At 58.2% G+C, this 16,796-nt stretch carries 15 protein-coding genes; 4 read left to right on the top strand and 11 right to left on the bottom strand.

Annotation, left to right across the window (positions count from 1 at the left end):
* Positions 1-99: 99 nt before the first annotated feature.
* Positions 100-2,631, top strand: a complete 2,532-nt coding sequence (locus M7R55_RS04675; protein WP_298218964.1) for a CHASE domain-containing protein — start codon at positions 100-102, stop codon at positions 2,629-2,631.
* Between the two features lie 64 nt (positions 2,632-2,695).
* Here the strand turns inward: M7R55_RS04675 and M7R55_RS04670 are convergent, their stop codons facing one another.
* Together M7R55_RS04670 and M7R55_RS04665 are read right to left on the bottom strand one after the other, a co-directional pair.
* Positions 2,696-3,259: a DUF2058 domain-containing protein gene (locus M7R55_RS04670; RefSeq protein WP_298218962.1), complete on the bottom strand. Its 564-nt coding sequence runs from the start codon at positions 3,257-3,259 to the stop codon at positions 2,696-2,698.
* Between the two features lie 249 nt (positions 3,260-3,508).
* Positions 3,509-4,066 (bottom strand): DUF1415 domain-containing protein, encoded by a 558-nt coding sequence (locus M7R55_RS04665; protein ID WP_298218960.1) that lies wholly within the window; start codon positions 4,064-4,066, stop codon positions 3,509-3,511.
* 708 nt (positions 4,067-4,774) lie between these two features.
* Here M7R55_RS04665 and M7R55_RS04660 point away from each other — a divergent pair.
* Together M7R55_RS04660 and M7R55_RS04655 are read left to right on the top strand one after the other, a co-directional pair.
* Positions 4,775-5,773, top strand: a complete 999-nt coding sequence (locus tag M7R55_RS04660; RefSeq protein ID WP_298218958.1) for an aldo/keto reductase — start codon at positions 4,775-4,777, stop codon at positions 5,771-5,773.
* Positions 5,774-6,048: 275 nt separating this feature from the next.
* Positions 6,049-6,447 carry a desulfoferrodoxin family protein gene (locus tag M7R55_RS04655; protein WP_298218956.1) on the top strand — a complete coding sequence of 133 codons (399 nt, stop codon included), beginning with the start codon at positions 6,049-6,051 and terminating at the stop codon, positions 6,445-6,447.
* Here M7R55_RS04655 and cysZ read toward each other — a convergent pair.
* From cysZ to ileS, 6 genes are read right to left on the bottom strand one after another with little or no spacing between them, the layout of a single operon-like run.
* Positions 6,437-7,162, bottom strand: a complete 726-nt coding sequence (gene cysZ, locus M7R55_RS04650) for a sulfate transporter CysZ (RefSeq protein WP_298218954.1) — start codon at positions 7,160-7,162, stop codon at positions 6,437-6,439. The genes M7R55_RS04655 and cysZ overlap by 11 nt on opposite strands.
* A 22-nt stretch (positions 7,163-7,184) precedes the next feature.
* Positions 7,185-7,814, bottom strand: a complete 630-nt coding sequence (locus M7R55_RS04645) for a thioredoxin fold domain-containing protein (protein WP_298218952.1) — start codon at positions 7,812-7,814, stop codon at positions 7,185-7,187.
* 30 nt (positions 7,815-7,844) lie between these two features.
* Positions 7,845-8,783: a 4-hydroxy-3-methylbut-2-enyl diphosphate reductase gene (gene ispH / locus M7R55_RS04640; protein ID WP_298218950.1), complete on the bottom strand. Its 939-nt coding sequence runs from the start codon at positions 8,781-8,783 to the stop codon at positions 7,845-7,847.
* Complete coding sequence (locus tag M7R55_RS04635) at positions 8,780-9,274, bottom strand: peptidylprolyl isomerase (protein ID WP_298218949.1); 495 nt, start codon at positions 9,272-9,274, stop codon at positions 8,780-8,782. The genes ispH and M7R55_RS04635 overlap by 4 nt, the downstream gene beginning before the upstream one ends.
* The gene (lspA, locus tag M7R55_RS04630; protein ID WP_298218947.1) at positions 9,271-9,819 is read right to left on the bottom strand and encodes a signal peptidase II; all 549 of its coding nucleotides are present in this window, start codon (positions 9,817-9,819) and stop codon (positions 9,271-9,273) included. The genes M7R55_RS04635 and lspA overlap by 4 nt, the downstream gene beginning before the upstream one ends.
* Positions 9,816-12,632: an isoleucine--tRNA ligase gene (ileS, locus tag M7R55_RS04625; RefSeq protein WP_298218945.1), complete on the bottom strand. Its 2,817-nt coding sequence runs from the start codon at positions 12,630-12,632 to the stop codon at positions 9,816-9,818. Before ileS ends, lspA begins: the two co-directional genes overlap by 4 nt.
* Before the next feature lie 153 nt (positions 12,633-12,785).
* Here ileS and M7R55_RS04620 point away from each other — a divergent pair, with 153 nt between their 5' ends.
* Positions 12,786-13,946, top strand: a complete 1,161-nt coding sequence (locus M7R55_RS04620) for a glycerate kinase (protein WP_298218966.1) — start codon at positions 12,786-12,788, stop codon at positions 13,944-13,946.
* Here the strand turns inward: M7R55_RS04620 and M7R55_RS04615 are convergent.
* The 3 genes from M7R55_RS04615 to M7R55_RS04605 are packed head-to-tail and all read right to left on the bottom strand — an operon-like array spanning position 13,943 to position 16,607.
* Positions 13,943-14,722, bottom strand: coding sequence for a glycosyltransferase family 2 protein (locus tag M7R55_RS04615; protein ID WP_298218943.1), 780 nt, complete (start codon positions 14,720-14,722; stop codon positions 13,943-13,945). The genes M7R55_RS04620 and M7R55_RS04615 overlap by 4 nt on opposite strands.
* The gene (locus M7R55_RS04610) at positions 14,719-15,504 is read right to left on the bottom strand and encodes a lysophospholipid acyltransferase family protein (RefSeq protein WP_298218941.1); all 786 of its coding nucleotides are present in this window, start codon (positions 15,502-15,504) and stop codon (positions 14,719-14,721) included. The genes M7R55_RS04615 and M7R55_RS04610 overlap by 4 nt, the downstream gene beginning before the upstream one ends.
* Complete coding sequence (locus M7R55_RS04605) at positions 15,504-16,607, bottom strand: hypothetical protein (protein ID WP_298218939.1); 1,104 nt, start codon at positions 16,605-16,607, stop codon at positions 15,504-15,506. Before M7R55_RS04605 ends, M7R55_RS04610 begins: the two co-directional genes overlap by 1 nt.
* Between the last annotated feature and the right edge of the window lie 189 nt (positions 16,608-16,796).

Raw genomic sequence — 16,796 nt, 5'->3', positions numbered from 1 at the left:
AAGGGATCGACGTATCGATGGGCAAGACAAATCGCCAATTTACCTTGATACTTGCTCCATGCTCACCCCATTTCAGGCCCATGTACTGATCCCCTATCCATGAACCTCCCGCCCATCATTTCGTTCATCTCACTCAAGAGTAAATGGCCTGTAATCTGGCTGGTGGTCGCGTATGTCATCAGTGGCAAGTTGCGCACGCTGCTTGCCATTGATCCGGGCTATGCCGCGCCTTTATTCCTACCGGCGGGTATCGCCGTGGCCGCCGTGTTTCTCGGCGGCATGCGCATGTTGCCCGGGGTGTTTGCGGGTGCTGCCATTCTGAATCTATGGGTCGGTCTGGACGCACCGGACCCCGTGTATTGGCGGGTTGCGGCGGGCGCGATTCTGATTGCGTTGGCTTCGACCCTGCAGGCGGGCGTCGGCGGGTTGGTTTTTCGTCGGCTCGCAGAGCGGAACGACTTAACTCAGGGTACCGCGCGGCCATCCCTTCTCACCGTTTTGCTGCTGACACCGCTGATTTGCCTCATCGGTTCGAGTTTGGCGGTGTCTGCTCTGTGGGCCATCGGCTCGATTGAATCGACTTCGGTTCTGACCAACGGGTTCTACTGGTGGACGGGCGATATGCTCGGTGTGGTGGTGATGTTTCCGCTGGCGTTAACCACCCTCTCAGGCCCGCGCAAGCAATGTTCCAAGCGCGCATTCACCATCTCCCTGCCGGTCTTGTTGGTGTTGGTCAGTGGTCTGGTGGGGCTGTATTTTATGCAGAATGCGGCCCTAAACAATGCGCAGTTAAGGCATGCGGACGAGTTCGGCAAACAAAGCCAGAAAATCCGGCTGCGGATTGAACAGCGGTTGAGTGCGTATGAGCAGGTGCTGCGTGGTCTGCGCGGGCTCGAAGCGGCTTCCAATTCGCTGACCCGCCAGCAGTTCAATGCCTATGTGTCCGCACTGAATCTCGGCCAGCACTATCCGGGTTTCCAGGTGGTGGGCTACGCGCCCTGGGTCAGCCAGCAAAATGCCGCCGGCCTGGCAAAATCGATCCACCAGAGCGGTTTTCCCGCCTTCGAAATCCATCCGCCCGGAAACCGCGCCCAGTACGCCCCCATCGTGTACCTCGAACCGTTCTCGGATCGTAATCTGCGGGCCTTTGGCTATGACATGTACGCCGAGCCGATTCGACGCGCGGCGATGGATCAGGCCCGTGATATCAATCAGGTCGTCATGTCGGGCAAGGTTCGACTGGTGCAGGAAAATGGCCAGCAAGAGCAGTCTGGCGTTCTGATGTTCTTGCCAGAATACCACCACGGCAAGGTGCCGAAAACCATTCAGGAGCGTCGTCTTCAGCTCACAGGCTGGGTTTATGCGGCCTTCCGTATGAACGATTTGATGAACGGTTTGCTGAGCGATCAACAGGATGATTTCGGCCTTGCAATTTTTGATGGTACTACCCCGGCCGCCGAAGACCTTTTGTTTCAAAGCGATGCGGCTAGATCTGAGGCAAACAAGGCCGTATTCGACTACACCCGAACGCTTGAGATCGCCCATCGGACCTGGACGATTCAAATTGTCTCGCTGCCCGCATTCGATCAACAGCTTGACACGCGGTCGGTCGATTTGATTCGTTTTGGTGGGCTGGGTACCACCCTTCTGCTGGCGCTGATGGTCTGGCAATTGGCCAGCGGGCGGGAGCGGGCGCTCAAACTCGCAGAGAACATGACCCGAGAAATGAAACAAAAAAAACAGCAGTTGGTTGAAGCACAACGGATTGCACACGTCGGTAGCTGGGAACGTGACCTGCGCGAAGGGGCGTTGGACTGGTCGGATGAGCTGTACCAGATTCTGGCGCTCGATCCGCAAGCGGCGGGTTCCATCCATGCCCAGTTGCTCCGTCGGGTGCACCCCGATGACCGCCGCATGGTGACTGAAGCCTTTCAACGGCTTGAACAGGACGGCATACCCTTTCATCTTGAACACCGCCTGTTGCTTCCGGGTGACGTGGTCAAATACGTGCGTCAAACAGGTGAACAGTTGATTGATGACGAAGGGGTGGCCTTGAAGATCATCGGCACGCTTCAAGATATCACCCCCCAAAAACAGGCACAGGCAGCGGTTGAGCGGCTGGCGCATTATGACACCCTGACTCAACTACCTAACCGATCGCTTTTTTTCGATCGTCTGCGGATGGCGTTGATCCAGTCCAAACGCAACAAAACGGCACTGGCGCTGTTTTACATGGACCTCGATGGGTTCAAGCAAGTGAATGATTCGCTCGGGCATCGTGCGGGTGATCTCCTTTTGATCGCCGTGGCGAAACGGCTCACGCAAACCGTTCGAGCCTCCGATACGGTCGCGCGTCTCGGTGGGGACGAGTTCACGGTAATTCTGCCCGACCTGAGTCGGCCAGAAGACGCGATCAAGGTCGCTGAAAACATCATTCAGTCGATTGGCCAGCCCTTCATGATTGAGGCGCGTGACGTGGAGATCGGCATCAGTATCGGCATCGCGCAGTGCCTTGAAAAACGCCTGACGGAAGACGAGCTGGTTCAGCTGGCCGATCAGGCCATGTACGAGGCCAAGCAGGCGGGGAAAAACACCTATCGCGTCCGGGGTGGCGGGAATCCTCCCCATTGAACATCCCGGTAACTTTTACCGCGTTAATTCCCGTAGAGCGTGCGCAGCCCACAACCGGGCAGCCTCACCACGTCAGATCATCCGGCACTTCAAACTGTGCGTAATAGTCCTGATCTTCCTTCGAGACAGATGCGTCATTTTGCGGAATCGGAATCAATGCGTTTGTATCTCGCTGCTCGATCTTCTCGGCGGCGATGGCAGGAATCAGGGCGTAACCACCATCAAAACGGGCAATGCGTATTCGGGACGAGACGAGGCGTTGATGGGTCTCCCGGTTCACTTCAAGGGTTTTCACCTTGCCGTTATCGGCAAAATGATAGCGGACGGAACCCTCATAACCGCTTAAGCGGTTGGATTCGATGATCTGACGCACTTCGGCCTGCATGGCCTTCTTCGCAAGCTGTTGTTGTCGTTCTATATTCAGTTGTCGGGCGCGTTCGGCTTTTTCCTCGGCGGCCCTTGCCACTGAGTCATCGCTCGCAAGGGGCGTGGCTTCGTTGTTCTTCTGCGCCTTGCTCTGTTTGGTTTGCTGAAACTGGGCCTTGCCCTTGGCTTTTTTGGCCTGCTTGGCTTTCTGCTCGCTCACGAGGCCCGATTTTTTCAGTTGATCGAATAAAGACTCTGCCATTTCGTTTGCTCGTGATTTCTGCTGTTGGAGGATCTCTGCACGAAGTCAGAATCCCTCGATTATAGGTTACGAACCGTAAATCCCCCCGCCCCCCTTTTTTCAAAGGGGGGCTGAATCGGCTTTTTTTGAGTTTGTGCGCCTCCCCCTTTATAAAAGGGGGAACGAGGGGGATTTAGAAGGGATTTGCCTGAAGTCCGACGAGACCCCCCAGAGGTTATTCGCAGCATGGATGCGGTTGCACGGGCGATTTTACCTGTTAAAACAATCTTCCAGCAGCCGTCGCAATTGATCCGAACCCATCAGCTCCAACTGCTCGATATTGCGCTCGGGGATGGATTCGGCATCGGGGTAGTTCTCGATCGCCCGATCCAGGCTGGCTTCCCGTAACAGATGTAGCACGGGATAGGGCGATTTATTGGTGTAGTTTTCGGCATCATCGGGTTCGGTGCCGCCGAACTGGTAATCAGGGTGGAAGCTCGCGATCTGAAACACGCCCTTGAGTTTCAATTGCGCCACGCGCCGATCGGCTCGCCCCAGAAACTGGTTGAAGTCGAAAAAATCCTGCAAAACCTGCGGCGTGATGAGCAAGGTGGTTTCAATACCCTCATCCGCGCCCAGCAAAGTCAGTTCGTTTTCCAGATCGACGAGCAGTTGCTCTTCATCCTGCGCCCGGCTCACGACGAACCGCACGCGTTCGCGGACAAGTTCGCGCTTGGCAAAAGGGCAGAGGTTGTAGCCGATGACGAGCTGCTCCACCCATTGGCGGACGGTGTTGATAAGGGTGTCGTTATCCAAAACATGGGGCATGTGTGATCTGCGCCTCGCGCTGGTGAATGAAACCCGTTCTGATTGGCCAACTTAGGGAACCTCTGATTGAATCCCTCATGAGCCGAGTTGCTGATCCAAAAGCCGCAAAACGAGGCAGAGGCCGCAGGTCGTAGTTTACGCTACGATGCCAAGGCCGATAACGAAGTGTTGCGGCTTTTGGGCGGCAACCCCCATGGGACGGGCTTTTGAGGGCGATTCGCTGTGTTGCGACGCTCACGAATGGAATAACCATTCGTTTCGCGCCGCGCCTTGCGACTCATCCCTCAAAAGCCCGTCTCGGCCACGAAGGATTCAATCAGAGGTTCCTTAGCAACCGGGCAACGAAAATACGGTTCGGTGTATTCCCGCCCCGGGCGCAACTATTTTTCAAGGGCCACTTTGAATAATACCATCCTGAAATTTTCAGCGGGTCCAAAGCCAAAAGATGCGAGTTTTGCTTTCAGAACATCTGCATTTGTACAGAACTTCCCCATAATAAATCCCTGCACTCAGGGCGAATACCGGATTTGTTGCGGGGGGATAGCGTGGCCACTGATGGGCCGGACACTGGTTGTCATCGGGGAGGCGCGTGATCCATTTTGAGCTTAATTGGCCGGGTTCTGATTCGCCTATTGATTACAAATCGGGCGTAAGCATCTATGCTTTTAGTAGCAAGCTAATTAATCGCCAACCAAGGGGGAATGCAAGATGGAATTCATTACACTCAAGTCAGCTGATTTGACGGTGCCGCGTATTGGTCTGGGTACCTGGGCCATTGGTGGCTGGATGTGGGGTGGTACAGACGAGGCCGAGGCCATCCGTACCATTCATGCCGCACTGGATCGTGGCATCCGTCTGATCGATACCGCACCGGTATATGGTTTCGGCCGCTCGGAGGAAATCGTCGGTCGCGCCCTGGCCGAATACGGGCAGCGCGACAAGATTATTCTGGCCACCAAGGCTGGCCTCGACTGGAGCGGTGACGGGATTCGGCGCAACAGCGCACCCGAACGCCTGCAGCAGGAGCTGGAGGATTCCCTGCGCCGGCTGCAGACCGACACCATCGATATCTATCAGATCCACTGGCCCGACGAGGGGACCCCGTTCGAGGAGACAGCGCGGACGCTGGAGGATATGCGCCAGTCGGGCAAGATTCGCGCGGTCGGTGTCAGCAATTTCAGCCCCGAACAGATGGATCGTCTCTCGTCGGTCGTGCCGATAGCAACCGCACAGCCACCGTATAACCTGTTCGAGCGCGGCATCGAGGCGGACGTCGCACCCTATTGCGTGAAGCATGATATCGGCATGGTGACCTACGGCGCACTGTGTCGTGGCCTGCTGTCCGGGGCGATGTCGGCAGATCGAAAATTCGAAGGCGATGATCTGCGCCAGAACGACCCGAAGTTCCAGCCGCCACGGTTTGCCCAGTATCTGGCCGCAGTGGAACGCTTGGACCAGTTCGCCCGAGAACGTTTCGATCGCCGCGTGATCCACCTGGCGCTGCGCTGGCTGATCGATCAGCCGGGGGTGGTGACTGCATTATGGGGCGCGCGTCGGCCGGATCAACTGGAGCCGGTCGATGCGATCTTCGGCTGGTCGCTGACCGATGCCGATCAAGCAGAGATCGACCGCATCCTGGCTGAGACGGTTACCGATCCGGTCGGCCCGGAGTTCATGGCACCGCCAGAAAGCCGTCCGGCTGCCTGATTTTCTCTGGGTGTCGCATCCGGGGCTCCGTGGTCGGTGTCGGTTTTGCGCTTGCCTCTGGCACACGAGGGGGTTATTCCGGTAATGCGCTCACATTGTTCAAACCGGCCAAGCTGTTCCAGTTCCTAACCGTTGAGGGTATGGGGCAATAAACACGCTGATCAACGATGCCCGGCAGGCGCACGACATCGACCGACCGAAAAATTAGTTTCACGGGTAAATAATTGTCTATGCTCCTGATGACCAATCCTGGTCATTTGTGAAAGGAGCATGTTATGAATCGTCGTCACTTTATCAGCACCGCCACACTCGGCACGGCCGCCTTGGCACTGGGCTCGCAAGCCGCACAAGCGGGTGAAGCGCATTATCAAAATGTGGTTTTTGATACCCAAAACCCCGGCCACTGGAAAGCAGTGGAATCACTTCATGTGCCGGACACAGAAGTTAAAGACGGCAAACTGCATATCCATACCCCGCACCCGATGAGCGAGGCGCATTACATTGTCAGCCACACGGTCGTGCTAAAAGACGGCAAATTCCTGGATCGCAAAACCTTTAACTGGAAAGACAAGCCCACGTCGGAGCACACCTTGCCGGAAGGCTACAAGGGACTCGTCAGAGTCACCAGCACCTGTAATCTGCATGATTTCTGGGTCAAGGAAATTAACGTTTAACCGAGTCATGGGTTGGTCGCGGTCGCCGCTCTACCCAGAGTGCGGTCGCACCGCATACCCCAACGGGCAAGGCAAAAAAATTCAATACCGGCACCATTGTCATGCCGGTCATGGCTGTACCAAAAGTCAATGACGTGGCTGGCATCGTTTTAAGCCAGCTTTTTTGTGCATCGAATTCCAAAAGATGATTACCCGCCGGGGCATCGACGTACTGCAACGTCATCATCCAGGCAGAGAAGGCAAACCACAAAAACGGTGCGAGCAGGTTCAGCCCCGGCACGAAGGAAATCAGCAACAGCGGAATCGCATAAGCCAGAAAATAGCGAAATTTGCGCCATTCGGCAGCCACGGTTTTCAGTGTGAGGTGCCAGAGCGAGGTGTCGTCCTCCGGCGTGGGTTTGCCGGTCAGCTGCATTTCCAGCTTTTGCGCCAACAGGGCATTGAACGGTGCGGCGATGAAATTGGCGATGATGGTGAAGCTGAAATAGGCCACCAGCATCAGGCCGATGAACAGCAACGGGATCAAAATCCAGTTGAGCCATTCCAGCCAGCCGGGCAGCAGGCCGTCGAGCCATTGGTGGGCATAATGCACGCCAGCCCACATGCCCGCGCCGAATAACACGATGTTGATGAGCAAAGGGATCAGCACGAACCGGCGGACACCCGGTCGCCACATCAGGCTAAAGCCCTGCCATACATAGGAAAAGCCGTTCATGTCCGGTGGGATCGCTCGTCATTCATGGAATGGGGTGTCCGCCACCGAACGGGCCGGGGGCAACATGAGCCAGCAGCTTGCGGTAGAACTCGGCGGATTTGGCGCCGAACATCATAAAGGGTTTTCCATCGTCCCCCTGAAACACGATCAGAGGCATGCCGGGAATGCGATTGTTCTTCAAAATCGCGTAGTTCGCGTCCAAGGCTTTTTGCGTGGCTGGCGAGATATCCTTGATCGGCTCGATGGCGCCACCATCCCCCTGCGAGGAGAAGCCGTAACCATCCTCCATGCGGTGGTACGCAGCCAGCGGGTCGGCGGATTGCATGATGGCCGCCGCCTTGCCCGCCGAACTCGGTAACAGCACACCCATCGGCACGTAGCGCATCTGGATATCCCGATCCGCGGCCAGAATCGGTTTGATGCGTTCATAGGCTTCATTGCAGTGCGGACAGTTGGGATCGAAGAAGAAATACACGATCTTTTGACCGTTACCTTCCTTGAACCAGGTAGTTGCCGGTAACTGGCTGGCGATTGTTGCGGCTAACGCCCGACTATCCGCCGCCCGTGCATTCGGTATCAGCATCAGCGCGCACAACAGCAGCCAAGCCAAACGGTAAAACGGCAAAAAATGAGCACGGTTCGTATTGTTCATGCGTTCCTCCTGTTCCATTCAACACGGGGCCTAGGCGCGCAGGGATTTGGGCAATGCAAATACCATGTGTTCGATGATTTGCGGTGGCGTTTCGATCAGTGTGGCGGCAAAGCGATCCTTGAGATGCGCCAGCACCTGCTGAACCAGAATTTCCGGTGCGGAAGCACCCGCCGTCACCCCCACGCAGGCACAGCTTCCAAACCAGTCCTCGCTGATGTCTTCCACGCCATCGATCAGGTAGGCAGCCTTGCCGGCCTGCTCGGCAATTTCGCGCAGACGATTAGAGTTGGAGCTTGTTTTCGAGCCGACGACGAGAATCACGTCGCATGTTAGCGTCAATTCGCGCACGGCATCCTGGCGGTTCTGCGTGGCATAGCAGATGTCATCTTTCTTTGGCCCTTCGATCTTGGGGAAACGCTGACGCAATGCGGCGATAATCATCTGGGTTTCATCAACCGAAAGCGTGGTTTGGGTGGAGTACGCCAGGCCATTGGGGTTCTCGACAGAGAGATTCGCCACGTCGTCGATGCGTTCGATCAAATGAATCCGACCGCCGTGACGTGGATCGAAATGGCCCATCGTGCCCTCGACTTCCGGATGACCGGCATGACCGATCAGGACAACATCCTGACCCTGACGCGCGTGACGCTCGACTTCCAGATGCACCTTGGTGACCAGCGGGCAGGTCGCATCGAAAATACGCAAGCCTCGTGCGGCGGCTTCGTCTTCAATCGCTCGGGATACGCCGTGTGCGGAGAAGATCAGGGTGGCGTCATCGGGCACTTCGGCCAGTTCCTCGATGAAAATCGCACCTTTGCGCTTGAGGTTTTCGACGATATAACGGTTATGCACGATTTCGTGACGCACAAAAATCGGCGCTCCGAACAGATCCAACGCGCGATCGACAATCTCGACGGCCCGATCCACCCCGGCACAAAATCCGCGCGGGTTGGCTAACAGAATGTTCATGCCTTAGTCTCCTGAACAGATTCTCGGGCAGGCGGCTCGACCGCCAGCACGTTGACGATGAACTGAATATTCATGCCCGCCAGCGGGTGATTGAAATCCACCAGCAGGGTTTCCTCGTTGATCGCCCGCACGGTGCCCGCCACTGTATCGCCGTTCGGCAGGTTGAATTCGACCAGATCGTCGACTCTCAAGCTAAGGTCATCGGGCACATCCGCACGAGGCAGCTCGTGGATCATCTCGGGGTCGGGTTCACCAAACGCGAATTCTGGCGTCAGCAGGATGCGGGTTTGCTCGCCTTGCGGTAGTCCGAGCAGCGATTCTTCCAAACGGGACTGAAGGCTGCCATCACCGACGATAAAGATCATCGGCTCAGCATCGAAGGTTGAGTCCGCCACGCGATTATCCGGCAGGCGAATCTCGTAGTGCAGCGTCACTGTTGCACCCCGCGTGATGACCGGTACGGCAGTCTTGGCATCGCTTGGGTTCGTCATGAGGAAGCGTGCTCCTGATTTGGTTTTTCTGTGCTCGGGCGTAATTCGAACAAAATCAGCAAGGCTACGCCAAGGACAATCGCGCTATCGGCCACATTGAAGGCGGGCCAGTGATAACCGTGCCAATGAAAATCCAGAAAATCAACCACATAACCCAAGGTCAGCCGATCGATCAGGTTGCCGATCGCCCCACCGATGATCAGCGCAATCGCAACCTTGATCATGCCAACACCCCGCCGCGCGCCTTCTTGGGCGCGGGGAATCCGCAGCAACCAAACCATCAGCCCCAGCGCCACGATGAAGGCCAGCACGGCGAAGCCCCAGCGCTGCCAGCCATCGGCATTCGCCAGAAAGGAAAACGCCGCGCCGTGATTGTGCAACAGGGTGAGGTTGAAAAACCCGGTCAGCTCCACCGGCCTGGCGTACTGCAGGAAATGACTCGCCAGCCATTTACTCCCCGCATCCACGCCAATCACCAGCAGGGATAGCCACAGCCAGTGGGGGTTGTGCCAATAAAACTGACCCGGCTTGTTGGAACTGTTCATGCCCAGACCCGCGTTTCGCCCGCGCCGTCGATATTCTCGATACAACGACCACAAAGCGTCGGATGCGCAGCATGGCTGCCGACATCCGGCTGCAGATGCCAGCAGCGCTCACACTTGGGCGCAACGCTCGCGGCGATCTGCACGGCCATTTTCTCGCCACTCGGCAGGGTTTCAACCGTGGCTGTCGTCGGCGCGTTTGCCAGTGGCAATACATCCAGTTCAGAGACGATCAACACAAACCTCAGTTCGTCGCGGATGGGTTTGAGGAAATCGGCCAGCATATCATCGACAAACAGCGTCACCTTCGCAGAGAGGTTGGCCTTGATGATCTTTTCGTTGCGGGCGACTTCGGCGTAGCGATTGACAACATCGCGCAGGTCGATCAACTTCGCCCAAAACGCGCGTTGCTCATCGCTGAGCACGGTCACCAGATCATGGGTATGCGTTACCAGAAACACCGAAGGCGCCCGAGGCTCGGCCAGCGTGGGCAGATGCGCCCAAAGCTCGTCGGCCGTGAACGAGGTGATCGGCGCCATCCAGCGAGTGAGCGCCTCGATCACGCGCCACATCACGGTTTGCGCCGAGCGGCGCATCGGCGCGTTTTTCTGGCCGGTGTAGATGCGATCCTTGACGATATCGAGGTAGAACGCGCCAAGCTCGATAGAGCAGAAATGGTGCACCCGCACCACGAGGCTGTGGAAGTCGTAGGTTTCAAAATCCGCCAACACGGCTTGATGCAGTTGTGCGGCGTGATCGAGCAGCCAGGCATCCAGCGGCAGCAAGTCTTCGTTTGCCACGCAATCGGTGTTCGGGTCGAAATCGTTGATGTTGGCCAGCAGATAGCGTGCCGTGTTGCGGATGCGGCGATAGGCGTCGCCCGCCCGTTGCAGGATTTCGTCGGAGACGGTCATCTCGCCGGAGAAATCGGTCGAGGCCACCCACAGGCGCAGCACGTCCGCGCCCATCTTGTCGATGACCTTTTGCGGTGCGACCACGTTGCCGAGCGACTTGGACATCTTGCGGCCCTGCGCATCGACCGTGAAGCCATGGGTGAGCACACCGCGATAAGGTGCCGCGCCCTTGAGCGCCACCCCCGTCAGCAGCGACGACTGGAACCAGCCGCGGTGCTGATCCGAGCCTTCCAGATACAGGTCGGCCGGCCAGGTCAGCTCCGGGCGGCGGTCGAGCACGGTGGCGTGGGTAACGCCCGAATCGAACCAGACATCCAGCGTATCGGTGACTTTCTCGTAGCGGTCGGCATCGGCACCGAGGATCTCTTTCGGGTCGAGCGAGAACCACGCATCGATACCGGTTTGCTCGATCCGGTCGGCCACCGCGCGCATCAGCCGTGGTGCGTCCGGATGCGGCTCGCCGGTTTGTTTATCGACGAACAGCGCAATCGGCACGCCCCAAGTGCGCTGGCGCGAGATGCACCAGTCCGGGCGATTTTCGATCATGCCTGCAATGCGCGCTTCACCCCATTCGGGCACGAAGCGGACGGTCTTGATCGCCGCCATGGCCTGCTCGCGCAGTTCGTTCTGTTCCATCGAGATGAACCACTGGCCGGTCGCGCGGAAAATCAGCGGCGTTTTGTGCCGCCAGCAGTGCGGATAGCTGTGCGTGAAGCGGCTGTGCGCCAACAGCGCGCCGGATTCCTGCATGATTTCGAGGATTTTTACGCCGCCATCCTTGAGGTTCATGCCACCAACAAAGGGCGTGTCGGGCAGGAAGTGACCACTGCCATCGACCGGGTTATCCACCGGCAGGCCATAACGCTGACCGACCTTGAAGTCGTCCTCGCCATGCGCCGGTGCCGTGTGCACCGCGCCTGTACCGGCATCGGTCGTGACATGCTCGCCCAGAACCAACAGCACCTGCCGGTTCAGGAACGGGTGCTGCACATGCAGGCCTTCGAGTTCTGCGCCGGGCGTGGTGCCCAGCACGGCGCCTTCTAGCTTCATCCGCGACAGTGCCGATTCACGCAGGGCTTCGGCCAGAATAATGCGACGACCATCGGTCAGTTCGATCAGTGCATAATCCAGTTCCGGGTTGATCGCCACGGCCTGATTGGCGGGCAGCGTCCACGGGGTGGTCGTCCAGATAACCACCGAAACCGGCGCGCTGCTGTCAATCCCGAAGGCGCGGTGCACGGCGGCGGAATCCACGGCCGTAAAGGCCACATCGATCTGGTCGGATTTCTTGTCCTGATATTCGACCTCCGCTTCGGCCAGCGCCGAGCCGCAATCCACGCACCAGTGTACCGGCTTCTCGCCTCGATGCAGATGGCCGTTCTCGATGATGCCCGCCAGCGCACGCACGATGTCCGCCTCGGTGGCAAAATCCATCGTTTTGTACGGATTGGCCCAGTCACCGATCACACCCAGTCGGATAAAATCGGCCATCTGGCGGTCGATCTGGCTTTGCGCATAAACGCGGCAGGCAGCACGGAATTCCTGCGCGGAAAGCTTGGCGCCCGGCTTGCCGTGTTCGCGTTCGACCATCAATTCAATCGGCAAACCGTGACAATCCCAACCCGGCACATACGGCGCGTCGAACCCTGCAAGCTGCTTGGACTTGACGATCATGTCCTTGAGCACCTTGTTCACGGCGTGACCGATATGAATATCGCCGTTGGCGTAGGGCGGGCCATCGTGCAGCACGAATTTGGGCCGACCGGCACTGACGGCGCGAATCGCGCGATACAATTCCAGTTGCTGCCACTGCGCCAAACGCTCGGGCTCGCGCTGCGGCAGGTTGCCGCGCATGGGGAAAGGGGTATCGGGCAGGTTAAGCGTTGATTTGTAATCAGTCACGGAAAGATCGCCGTTTAAAATATTTTGGAAGAAAATGGCGGTTATTGTAGCAAGACTCTTCCGACCTGCGGCGGTTTGTGGCAAGGCAGTGTCGGAATCGCTTCACCCGCTTCGATAAAACCATTTCTAATCATCAAGCCTTCGCCACCGGGGATATCCATGAGATTACGCATTGTTATCTGCCCGGATAGCTTCAAGGGCAGCTTATCCAGCCCGGCTGCGGCCAAAGCCATGGCGCAGGGCGTCCGCCTCGTGGTGCCGGATGCCCGAATCGAATGCATCCCCATGGCCGATGGCGGCGAAGGCACGGCGGAGCGCATCACGCAGGCGTTGAATGGGCAATGGCGCCGTGACCGCGTGCATGGGCCAGATGGTGCAATGGTCGACGCGTCGTGGGGCTGGGTTCCGGCACAGGACATGGCCGTCATCGAAGCCGCCAGCGCCTGTGGCTTGAATCTCACCGCCCCGGGGCGGCGCAATCCGTGGCAGTTCGACACGCGCGGTGTCGGTGAATTGCTGCGGTGTGCGCTGGATCGTGGCGCGCAAAAGCTGGTGATCGGCCTGGGCGGTAGCGGCACCAACGACGCGGGTGCGGGGATGCTCTCGGCCTTGGGTGTTCGATTTCTAAACAAGAACGACCAGCCGCTCACCCCAACGCCGGATGGCCTCAAAACGCTGGATCGGGTCAATTTTTCCGAACTGGATACGCGTCTCGCGCACGTCGAACTCATCTGCCTGACCGATGTGGACAACCCGCTGACCGGTCCGGACGGCGCTACTGCGGTTTTCGGCCCGCAAAAGGGGCTGGCAGCAAGTGATGTTGCAGAAATGGATGCGCGGCTCCGGCAGATCGCCGCGCACATAGAAACGGTCAGGCAACTGCACTGCGCGCCCGATGCGCCCGGCATGGGCGCAGCAGGTGGCTTGGGGTTTGCCCTTGGCGCCGTGCTGGGCGCAACAAGGCAAAGGGGCAGCGCGTATCTGGCCGATTTGCTGGCGCTGGACGCAGCCATCGAACAAGCCGATCTCGTGCTGACGGGCGAAGGGGCGCTGGATACGCAGACGGCACAAGGCAAGGTCGTCGCTGAAGTCATCCGTCGCGCACGTCGATTCGATAAACCGGTCATCTGCATTGCGGGCAGCGTGCGCATGACACACGCGCAAATCAAAACGTTGGGCTTGTGGGCCGCTTGGCCTTTGTGCAGGGATAGCGTTGATGTTGAGGACGCCATCGCGCATGCGGTGGCACTGATTGCCGAACGCACAGCAGAAGCCACGGTTGCGTGGCTCGGCGCGTCATCGAAACCGGGTTAACGGTAGCGGGAAAACAGCCGCTGCACCAAAAGTTTAGGCAATCGCCACAGAAAACCCAAAAACAATCGGGTGTGCATCCCGGTCAGCAGCAGGTTGTCGCGCAGATAATTGAAGTGCGACACACCGCCTTCTTCCGCCGTGAAGTAACGCACCGTCGTCGGCACATTGATGGGCCGAACGCCCGCCCAACAGAGCCGCACGACCGCTTCGGGGTCAAAGTCGAACCGGCGCATCCAGCGATGGCGCAACATGATCTTCTTGAGCGGTTCGATGGGGTAGACCCGAAAGCCGAACAGCGAATCGCCGATGCCCATCCACAGGGTTTCCAGATTCGCCCAGGTGTTGGAAACCTGCCGTCCATAGACGCGCAGCTTGGGCGCATCGGCCGCAAAAACGGGCTTGCCCAGAATCATGGCCTCAGGTGCCTGCAGTGATTGCTGCATGAAATCGGGGATGCGCTCTGCCGGATGCTGGCCGTCGGCATCCATCGTCAGCGCGTGGGTGAAGCCTGCCTTTTGCGCTTCGACCAAGCCATACAGGATCGCCGCGCCCTTGCCCTGATTTTCCGGCAGCACGAGCACACGCAAACCCGGATCGGTTTGAGCCAGGCCCAACAGGCGTTCGGTTGTGCCATCGTTACTGCCATCGACCACCACCCACACCGGTGACCATTGCGCGCGCGCCGCCGCCAGCGTTTCGAACACCTTCTCTCCGGGGTTGTAGCTCGGGATGAGCACGAGGTGCCCAAATGATTCAAACAGGGAAGAATCAATCATGGGCGGCTCGATCCGGGTTGTGCGCTTAATGCCATTCGCATGTCGTGTTCCATCTGGCGGGTGCAGGCCGTCACATCGGCGGGCCGGGTATAACACGTACCGAGGTGCACAGACCAGCGTAACGGCAATTCGGGCCGCCGCCATAACGGCCAGTGTTTTCCGAGGTAGGGGCTGGAAAAACCGATCAGCAGGGATTGAATCGACACATTGGCACGCCGGGCGATCAAGGCAGCACTTTGGCCGAAGGGATCGAGCGGAAATTCGACCGTGCGCCCGCCTTCGGGAAAAATCAGCACATGCGCGCCCTCGGCCAAGGCCGCTTCGGCCTGCAGAATCATTTCCAGCGGGCCGTCGTTGCGAATGTAGCCCGCCATGCGCGCGGCGGCCCCGAACAGGATATTGTTCATCAGCCCGGCTTTCATCACGCACACCACATTCGGCAGCCGGGAAACGATCAGCAAGACATCCAGCAATGAAGGATGATTGGCCACCAGCACCCGCGGCGGCGCATTTCTTAACGCATCCAGTGCCGCAAGATCAAAATGGTTGGCGCAGAACAGTCGCAAAAAACCGAGATAAAGGCGAAAGCCCTGATGAATGAATCGCCGCCCGATACGATGACCAATAAGACGCCGTGCCTCCCCGGAAAACAATGGCCGCAAAACCCAGACGAACGGCAACCAGACTAGACACAACAGGGTAAAAGAGGACACCCCCAACACCATAGAGGTGACCTCATGAAGAGTCTGAAATACCGCGCGCAAGCGGCGAAGAGCCAGCACTATCGCGCCTCCTGGTCATCGCGTGTTCGACGAACCCGTCCGCTCGCTTCGATTTCGACCAGCAGCTCCTGCCGACACACATCGGCCTGCACAAAACAGACGTTGAGATCCCTGCCCAAACATACCCCCAACTCACGCCGCACGGCGTCGGCATCCTCCGGTCGCCGCACGTATACGCGAAGCTGCAGATCGTTAAGCATGAAGCCCGGCCCTTGCGGCAGGCGATCGTTTGCCCAGGCGGCGTTCAGTCGGTCATTGGCTTGCGCGACGATTTCGGAGATATTCGCCAAGGTTTCCCGCGTTTGCGCCCGCACATTGCCAAGATGTCGGCTCTCGTGACCGACGATGCTGGCCGTGCCGGAAATCAGCAGTAGATACGCATCACTCAACGGCACCAACGTGGCGCGAGAGAACGTCGGGCTGCGCGGGCCATAGGTATCGGGATAATGGTAGGCGCTGACTTGTCTTGGATTTTCCAGCAGGATCGGCGCCACGCGCCCCGCAAGAAAGCCGACACAAAAGCCGCCATCGCGCATCCCCAGCGCACAGGCCGCCGGTGCGCAGCTTTCGACAGCCTGCTGGCGCGCGTCATAGGCAGCCTGGCGGCCAACATTGAACTGCCGGTAACGCTCAAGCCCTTGGTCATTGCCATGGATGTCCGCCAGAAAATTCCAGGTACGCCACAAATACGGATATCCGGCCTGATCGAGCAAACGGAACATACGTTCATAAACCGACTGACTATCCACGGCCATGTGGTTGTCTTTCCCGCCGATGGTGATTGTTCCGAACAGCACATCGTCGTCCGCACGGTACCGAATGCCCTCGAATTCCTTCGTCGCGGATACGGCCCCGCCCAGCCAAAGCTCGCCCGCCCCCGTACGATCCGTTTGCAGCACGGGCATGGGGACGGACATGAATGGCACATCGGCCATCTGGGGCGAACAATCGCTGGGCGGTTCACCAAACCAGACCACACCCAGCGCCCGCTCAAAACCGACCTCATACTGCGAAGCAGGCGCAAACCCACGACACGCCTCGGCAAAAAGGCGCGCGAAACGCAGGGCATGAGCGCTGGAGGATTCCGGGTTATTCATCAACATTCAAAAGTCACAGCCAAATATCACAACCATGGGGCAAAAGAACGACATTACGATCGATCATCTTACCTTGAATTAACACCTCATAAGGGGGCATGACCGGCATTTGCATTATCGATACGCCCCATCTTCTTGTACGGAATGGGCCACAGACACGCAAAACTTCTCCGAACCATCATGGTGTATTCTGGC

The organism is Halothiobacillus sp. (assembly GCF_027346185.1).
GTDB lineage: Bacteria > Pseudomonadota > Gammaproteobacteria > Halothiobacillales > Halothiobacillaceae > Halothiobacillus.
Note: the sequence above shows the minus strand (reverse complement) of the source record. Positions and strands in the feature narration are given on the sequence as shown.